This is a genomic window from Streptomyces sp. NPDC058295 (genome assembly GCF_042880655.1).
In the GTDB taxonomy this organism is placed as follows: Bacteria; Actinomycetota; Actinomycetes; order Streptomycetales; family Streptomycetaceae; genus Streptomyces; species Streptomyces coriariae.
On the sequence record NZ_JBHVYO010000103.1, the window covers coordinates 1 to 6535 of the forward strand.

The window sequence follows — 6535 nt, forward strand, 5'->3', positions numbered from 1 at the left end:
TCCTCGGCCCTGGCCTCCAAGGCCACCGGCTTCCCGATCGCCAAGATCGCCGCCAAGCTCGCCGTCGGCTACACCCTCGACGAGATCCCCAACGAGCTCCCCGAGCGGCCGTCCGGTCACGTGGTGGTCCGGGCGGGCGGCGTGGCCACGGGGATCGGCCGCACCTTCGCCGAGGCGCTGAACAAGGCACTGCGCTCGCGGGACCGCGGGGCGGCCGTGCCGGGCGGGAGCGGCCGGGCGGCCCTCGGCGCCGCGAGAACCGATCCCTGGCTGGCCGTCCAGCTCGCCCGCATCGAGGGGATCACCGACGAGATCGCCGCGGCCCCCGGACTCAGCCCGCGGCTGCTGGCCGAGGCCAAGCGTCACGGATTCTCCGACGCACGCATCGCCGGCCTGCGGTCGATGCAGGAGGCCGCGGTGCGCGAGGTGCGGCACGCCCTGGGCATGCGTCCGCTCCAGCGGGCCCTGGGCGGCGGCGAGGGCAGGACGCCGTGCCTGTCCTCGTCGTACGACCGCTCGGACGGACCCGCGTACGGCGAGGGTGCTCACGCGGCCGTTCCGATCGCACGGCGTGCCGGGCCCGCCGTGATCATCCTGGGTCCCGGCCCCCGGCTCGTCGCCCGAAGCGGCGCGTTCGGTCACACTGCCGTCCACGCGGCCGCCGCGCTGCGCGCGATCGGCTACGAAACCGTCGTGGTCACCTGCGGCCCCGCACCGCTGCCCATCGGCCACGGCGGTGTCGACCGGCTCCACTTCGCTCCGCTCACGGTGGAGGACGTCCTGGAGGTCGTGCATGCCGAACGGCAGTGGGGGCCGGTGGCCGGGGTCGTCGCACAGTTCGGCGGGCCTGAGGCAATGCGGCTCGCGCAGGACCTCCAGGACAGCGGCGTGACGATTCTCGGCACGCCGCCGGACGCCCTCCGCCTCGCCGGGGACCACGACGCGTTCCGCCGCATTCTGCGCGCGGCCGGGCTGTCCACTCCGCGACACGGCACCTCCACCGCCGCGGCGGCGAAGGAGACCGCCGCCGAGATCGAGTACCCGGTGACGGTGCACCGCCCGGACGTGCCCGGCGGGCCCGGCCCCGAGACCGTCCACGACGAGGGCGCCCTGGCCTCGCTGCTCGCCCGGGACGGCGCCCCGGACAGTGCGCGGCCCGTGCTGATCGGTCAGGTGCTGCGCGGTGCCGTCGAGGTGGGCGTGGACGCCCTGTTCGACGGGACGGAGCTCTATCTCGGCGGGGTGATGGAACACCTCGGGGAGCCCGGCGCCGACGGCGGTGGCCCGGCCTGCGTCCTGCCGCCCGTGACGCTCGGCGGGCACGACGTCGCGCGCCTGCGCACCACCACCGAGGCCGTCGCCGCGGGACTGGGCGTGCGCGGGCCGATCTCCGTCCGGTACGCCCTGGCCGGCGGCGTTGTCCATGTACTGGGCGCCGAACCGTATGCCACCGGGACGGTGCCCTTCACCTCGAAGGCGACCGCCGTACCGCTGGCGCGGGCCGCCGGACGCATCGTGCTCGGCGCCACCGTCGCCGAACTCCGCGGCGAGGGCCTCCTGCCGAAGGACGGCGACGGTGGCGCCCCGCCGCCGGACGCGCCGGTCTTCGTCCGGCAGAGCGTCCTGTCCGTCGGTGATGTCATGGGTATCGGCGCGGACTTCGGCGCGGCTTACGCCACCTCCTGGTCCGCCGCCCAGGGTTCGCTGCCGACCAAGGGCCGCGCCCTCCTGTGCCTGGCCGCCCGCGACACACGCTCGATGGTCTTCCCCGCTCGTGAACTGGCTGCCATGGGCTTCGAGTTGCTGACGGACGCGGGCACCGCCGAGGTGCTTCGGCGCAATGGCGTCGGGGCCGGCACCGTGCGCACGACCGGCGAGTCGGCTGCCGCCCGGCTGGTTCGCGACGGGCAGGTCGATCTTGTCGTCATCACACACCGCGCCGGCGAGGGCCCGCCCGGCAGCCACGAAATCCGTGCTGCCGCGGCCTCCCACGCCGTTCCCTGCCTGACCACTGTCAGCGCCCTCGCCGCCGCCGTCCAGGGCATCGACCACGTCCGGCGCCCTCAGGACGGCATGCCGGTGCGCTCCCTCCAGGAGTGGCAGTCCGCCACAGCGCCGATCGCCGCACACTGACTCGGGCCCGGGCGGCGGGCCGTGGGAACAGCCCCACGGCCCGCCGCCCGGGCCTGAGCCCGGTGCGCCGCCGGCGGCGTCCGTCACGACGTGACGACGCCGGACCCGAGTGTGTGGAAGGCCTTCCGGTGATGAATCAGCGGGGCACCCTGCCGGTACCGCACGGAGGTGACCAGCCCTAGCAGCAGGAGATGGTCGCCCGCCGGGTGGCGGGCGTGCACGTGGCAGTCGAGCTGGCACAGGGCGCCCGCCACGACCGGTGCCGTCGCCGGGGTGTCGCAGCTCTCCTGCGCCGTGAACTTCTCCGCTCCGCTGTGGGCGAAGCGGGCGGCGACATCCTCCTGGCCCTCCTCGAGCACGCTGACCGCGAACTTGGTACAGGCGGCGAACGCCGGGTAGCCGCTGGCGCGTCTGGCCACGCACACCAGGATCAGGGGCGGTTCCAGCGACACGGAGCTGAACGAGGTGACGGTCAGCCCCCAGGGCCGCCCCGTGGTCTCCCGGGTGGTGACGACCACCACTCCGGCCGCGTGACAGGCCATGGCCGCGCGGAACACCTCTGCCGTCACGGAACGCGGTGCCTCGGCCGGATCGGTCATGGCAGCACCACCACCTGCCCCGCGAAGCTCAGCCCCGCACCGAACCCGATCAGCAGCGCCGTGTCCCCGCGGTGCGCCCTCCCCTCGGCGAGCACGCTGTCCAGCGCCAGCGGTACCGAAGCGGCCGACGTGTTGCCCGTACGGATGACGTCACGCGCGACGACGGTGCCGGGCCCGAGCCCGAGGCGGTCCGCCATGAGGCCGATCATCCGCAGATTCGCCTGGTGCGGCACGAAGGCGCCGAGCCGGTCCGGGGCCACGCCGGCCACCCGCAGCATCTCGGCGGCGGCCGGGGCCACTTCGTCCATGGCCCACCGGAAGATGCGCCGGCCGTCGATGCGCAGCCACGGCCGCTCGCCGCCCTCGGACCAGGCGGAGGTCATCCAGACCGAGTCGACGTACGCGCTGTCCGTGCGCCGTACGACGGGGCCGAACCCCGGCACGTCCGACGGGCCCACCACGACCGCGCCGGCCCCATCCGCGAACAGGAAGGCGCTGCCCCGGTCGGTGCGTTGCACGATGTCCGTCATCCGGTCCGCGCCGATCACCAGCACATGGCGGGCGCTGCCCGCGCGCACCATGTCCGAGGCGACGGCCAGTGCGTGGCAGAACCCCGAGCACGCGGCCGAGACGTCGAGTGCCGCCGCCCGGCGCGCACCGAGCGACCGTGCGATCCGCGCCGACAGCGGGGGCGCGTGGAAGAGATCCGTCATCGTGGCGATCAGGACGAAGTCGAGGTCCTCAGGGCCGACACCGGCCTGCGCCAACGCCTTCCCCGACGCGGCGACGGCCATGCTCTCCAGCGATTCGTCCGGTGCGGCAAAGCGTCGTTCCCGAATGCCGGAGCGCGTTTCGATCCACTCCGGGGTGGAGTCGAGTGTTCTGCACAGCTCGCTATTGTCGACCACCGTGCGGGGACGATAGCTGCCGACGCCGAGGATCCTGCTGTATACATTCGCGTCCGCGTGCGGCACAGCAGAAATTTCAATACCTGTCGCTTTTGTCAACGCCCTCTCCACTTCAGTGTCCTGACGAAGCGAAATTCCGCACAGGGGATGAGAAGGAAACCTCGGGCACCCTGACCAATCCCGGTGGAGCCCTTCTTGAGGCGCACTCGGTCGCACTTCTTTCGCAGTTGGCCGATAGTTGACTGTGGCAGGACCGGCAGCGGAGCGTAGTGTTGCGCGAGGCTCTTGTGAGGCCTGTAACCTGCGCCGGGGGGGCATGGGACGTGATTCGCCTACTCATCGCCGAGGACGTGCACATGGTCCGCGGCGCTCTGGTGGCCCTGTTGCAACTCGAACCGGACTTCGCCGTGGTGGCCGAAGTCGGTCACGGTGACGAGATTCTGCCCGCCGCCCGTCGGACACGCCCCGAGGTTGCCGTCGTCGACGTGGGGCTGCCGGGTACCGACGGCCTCACCGCAGCCCTCGAACTGCGCAAGGTCCTGCCGGACTGTCGCACCGTCATCCTCACCAGCAGTGGCCGGCCCGCGGTCGTGCGCCGGGCCTTGGACGCCGGGCTGGAGGGACTGCTGCTGAAGGACTCACCGCCGGAGCGGCTCGCCGCCGCGATCCGTGACGTCATGTCCGGACAGCGGGTCTTCGACCCGCACATGACCCTCGACGCGCTCGATCTCAGCACGCAGATCCTCACGCTCCGGGAGACCGAGGTACTCGAGCGGGCGGCGGACGGGCTGGACGCCTCCCACATCGCCGAACAACTGCACCTGTCGATCGGCACCGTGCGGAACTATCTCACCGGGATCGTGAGCAAGTTGAACGCACGGAATCGCATAGATGCCATACGGATGGCCCGGGAAGCGGGCATCATCTGATGGATCGGTGCGCACCGTCGCACATGAAAATCTCCCATCGATACATGACGACATCACAGGGGAACCAGGAAATTCGCGTGCCAGACTCAAGGCGTCCGAATTCTCTAGCGGAGGTTCCCCCATGGATATCGAAGTACTGGGTCCGCTGAACGTACGACTTGCCGAGAGCTCGATTGTGCCGAGCGCCGGCAAACCTCGCCAGCTACTGGCACTGCTCGCTCTGCGATCGGGACATCTCGTACCCATCCCCACGCTCATGGAGGAGCTCTGGGGAGAGCACATACCGCGGAGCGCACAGACCACGTTGCAGACATACGTGCTGCAATTACGCCGACTCATCAAAAAGGCGTTGCCCGCGAACTCACCACTCACCCCGAAAGAAGTACTGATCACCCGTTTCGGGAGCTACCAACTCAATTCCGACCCGGGACGGTGCGACGCGGACCTGTTCCACAAGAAGGCGATGGCGGGCAACCGGGCGCTCGAGCGGGGCGCGGTGGCCGAGGCGTCGGCGCTGCTGGGGGGCGCCCTGGACATGTGGCGGGGCCCGGCCCTGGCGGACGTACCGGCGGGCCGCATCCTGGAGATCGAGATGCTCGCCATGGACGAAGCCCGAACGCGTGCCCAGCAGCTGCGCTTCGAGGCCGATCTGCGGCTGGGGCGCCACGGGGAGATCCTGGGCGAACTGCTGATCCTCGCCGCCCGCAACCCGCTGAGCGAGAACATCTGCGCACTGTTGATGACCGCCCTCCAGCGATCGGGGCACACCTGGCGGGCGCTCGAGACGTTCCAGCAGTTGCGCGGCACGCTCGTGCGTGAGCTGGGTGTCGAGCCGTCCCCCCGGATACAGCAGTTGCACCAGGAGATCCTGGGTGCGGGTCGCCACGCCCAGCGGAGCGCGGCATGACCGGCCCCGACGCCCCGCACACCGTCGCCGTCCTGGGCACCGGCACGATCGCGCTCGGGTGGACGGCGCTGTTCGCCGCCGCCGGATTCGACGTGCGCGTCAGCAGCACCCGGGCGGACGCCGAGGACCACGTCCACCGGTCCCTGCCGCTGTACGCGCGCTCGATGCCCGGCGGCCCCGTACCCCCCGAGCGGCTCCGCGCGCGGCTGTCCTTCCACCGCACCGTGACGGAGGCCGCTAGGGGGGCGCAGGTCGTCCAGGAGAACGTGCTCGAGGATCTGGCACTCAAGCAGGAGGTGTTCCGGAGCGTCGACGAGGCCGCCCCCGATGCCCTGCTGCTCTCCTCCACCTCCACCCTGCTGCCGGCCGACCTCGGCGCCCGCCTGGACAGGTCGGGCCGGGTGATGGTGGGTCACCCCTTCAATCCCCCGCACATCGTGCCGTTGGTGGAGGTCGTGGTCGCCGACGACGCCGATCCGGCCCAGGTGCGGGCGGCTCTGGACCTGTACCGGGGTCTGGGCAAGACGCCGGTGCTGCTGCGGCGTGCGGTGCCCGGCTTCGTCGCCAACCGTCTCCAGTCGGCGCTGTTGCGCGAGAGCATCCATCTCGTCCGCGAAGGTGTCGTCACCGTAGGTGAGTTGGACGACATCGTGACGGCGTCCATCGGCTCCCGCTGGGCCGCGGCCGGCCCCTTCCGCGCCTTCCACCTGGGAGGCGGCGCGGGGGGGCTGCGGCATCTGATGGCACACCTGGGCGACGGCCTGGAGCGCAGCTGGGCCGGGCTCGGCAACCCGCCGGTGGACGACGCGCTCAAGGAGAAGTTGCTGACACAGGCCGACGAGGCGTTCGGCACGTACGACTACGGGCGCCTCGCCGCGTGGCGCGACCAGGCGCAGAACGCCGTGATCGCGGCGGTACGGGATGCGGGTTCCGTGGAGGACGTGCGCCTGGAGTCGTGACGCCCGCACCAGCGATGGGGGCCGGGGCGATGTCGCCCTCAACCTCCCCCCCCCCCCCCCCGCGCCACCCCCCCCCAGGCCCCCCCCCCCCCCCCCCGGG

5 protein-coding genes and 1 pseudogene are annotated in these 6535 nt (G+C 71.8%); 4 read left to right on the top strand and 2 right to left on the bottom strand.

The window, feature by feature from the left end:
• Window positions 1-2133: pseudogene (gene carB, locus ACFVYS_RS43590) on the top strand (carbamoyl phosphate synthase large subunit); the annotation flags it as partial.
• Window positions 2134-2216: 83 nt separating this feature from the next.
• Here the strand turns inward: carB and ACFVYS_RS43595 are convergent.
• Both ACFVYS_RS43595 and ACFVYS_RS43600 read right to left on the bottom strand, forming a co-directional pair.
• The gene (locus ACFVYS_RS43595) at window positions 2217-2732 is read right to left on the bottom strand and encodes a flavin reductase family protein (protein WP_389511424.1); all 516 of its coding nucleotides are present in this window, start codon (window positions 2730-2732) and stop codon (window positions 2217-2219) included.
• Window positions 2729-3739 (bottom strand): beta-ketoacyl-ACP synthase III, encoded by a 1011-nt coding sequence (locus ACFVYS_RS43600; protein ID WP_389511425.1) that lies wholly within the window; start codon window positions 3737-3739, stop codon window positions 2729-2731. Before ACFVYS_RS43600 ends, ACFVYS_RS43595 begins: the two co-directional genes overlap by 4 nt.
• A gap of 224 nt (window positions 3740-3963) precedes the next feature.
• On the opposite strand from ACFVYS_RS43600, the gene ACFVYS_RS43605 reads away from it, so the two are divergent.
• From ACFVYS_RS43605 to ACFVYS_RS43615, 3 genes are all read left to right on the top strand, one after another.
• Window positions 3964-4569: a response regulator gene (locus tag ACFVYS_RS43605; protein WP_389511426.1), complete on the top strand. Its 606-nt coding sequence runs from the start codon at window positions 3964-3966 to the stop codon at window positions 4567-4569.
• Window positions 4570-4690: 121 nt separating this feature from the next.
• On the top strand, window positions 4691-5476 hold the full coding sequence (locus ACFVYS_RS43610) for a BTAD domain-containing putative transcriptional regulator (protein WP_389511427.1): 786 nt from the start codon (window positions 4691-4693) through the stop codon (window positions 5474-5476).
• Window positions 5473-6435, top strand: coding sequence for a 3-hydroxyacyl-CoA dehydrogenase NAD-binding domain-containing protein (locus ACFVYS_RS43615; protein WP_389511428.1), 963 nt, complete (start codon window positions 5473-5475; stop codon window positions 6433-6435). Before ACFVYS_RS43610 ends, ACFVYS_RS43615 begins: the two co-directional genes overlap by 4 nt.
• Window positions 6436-6535: the final 100 nt, after the last annotated feature.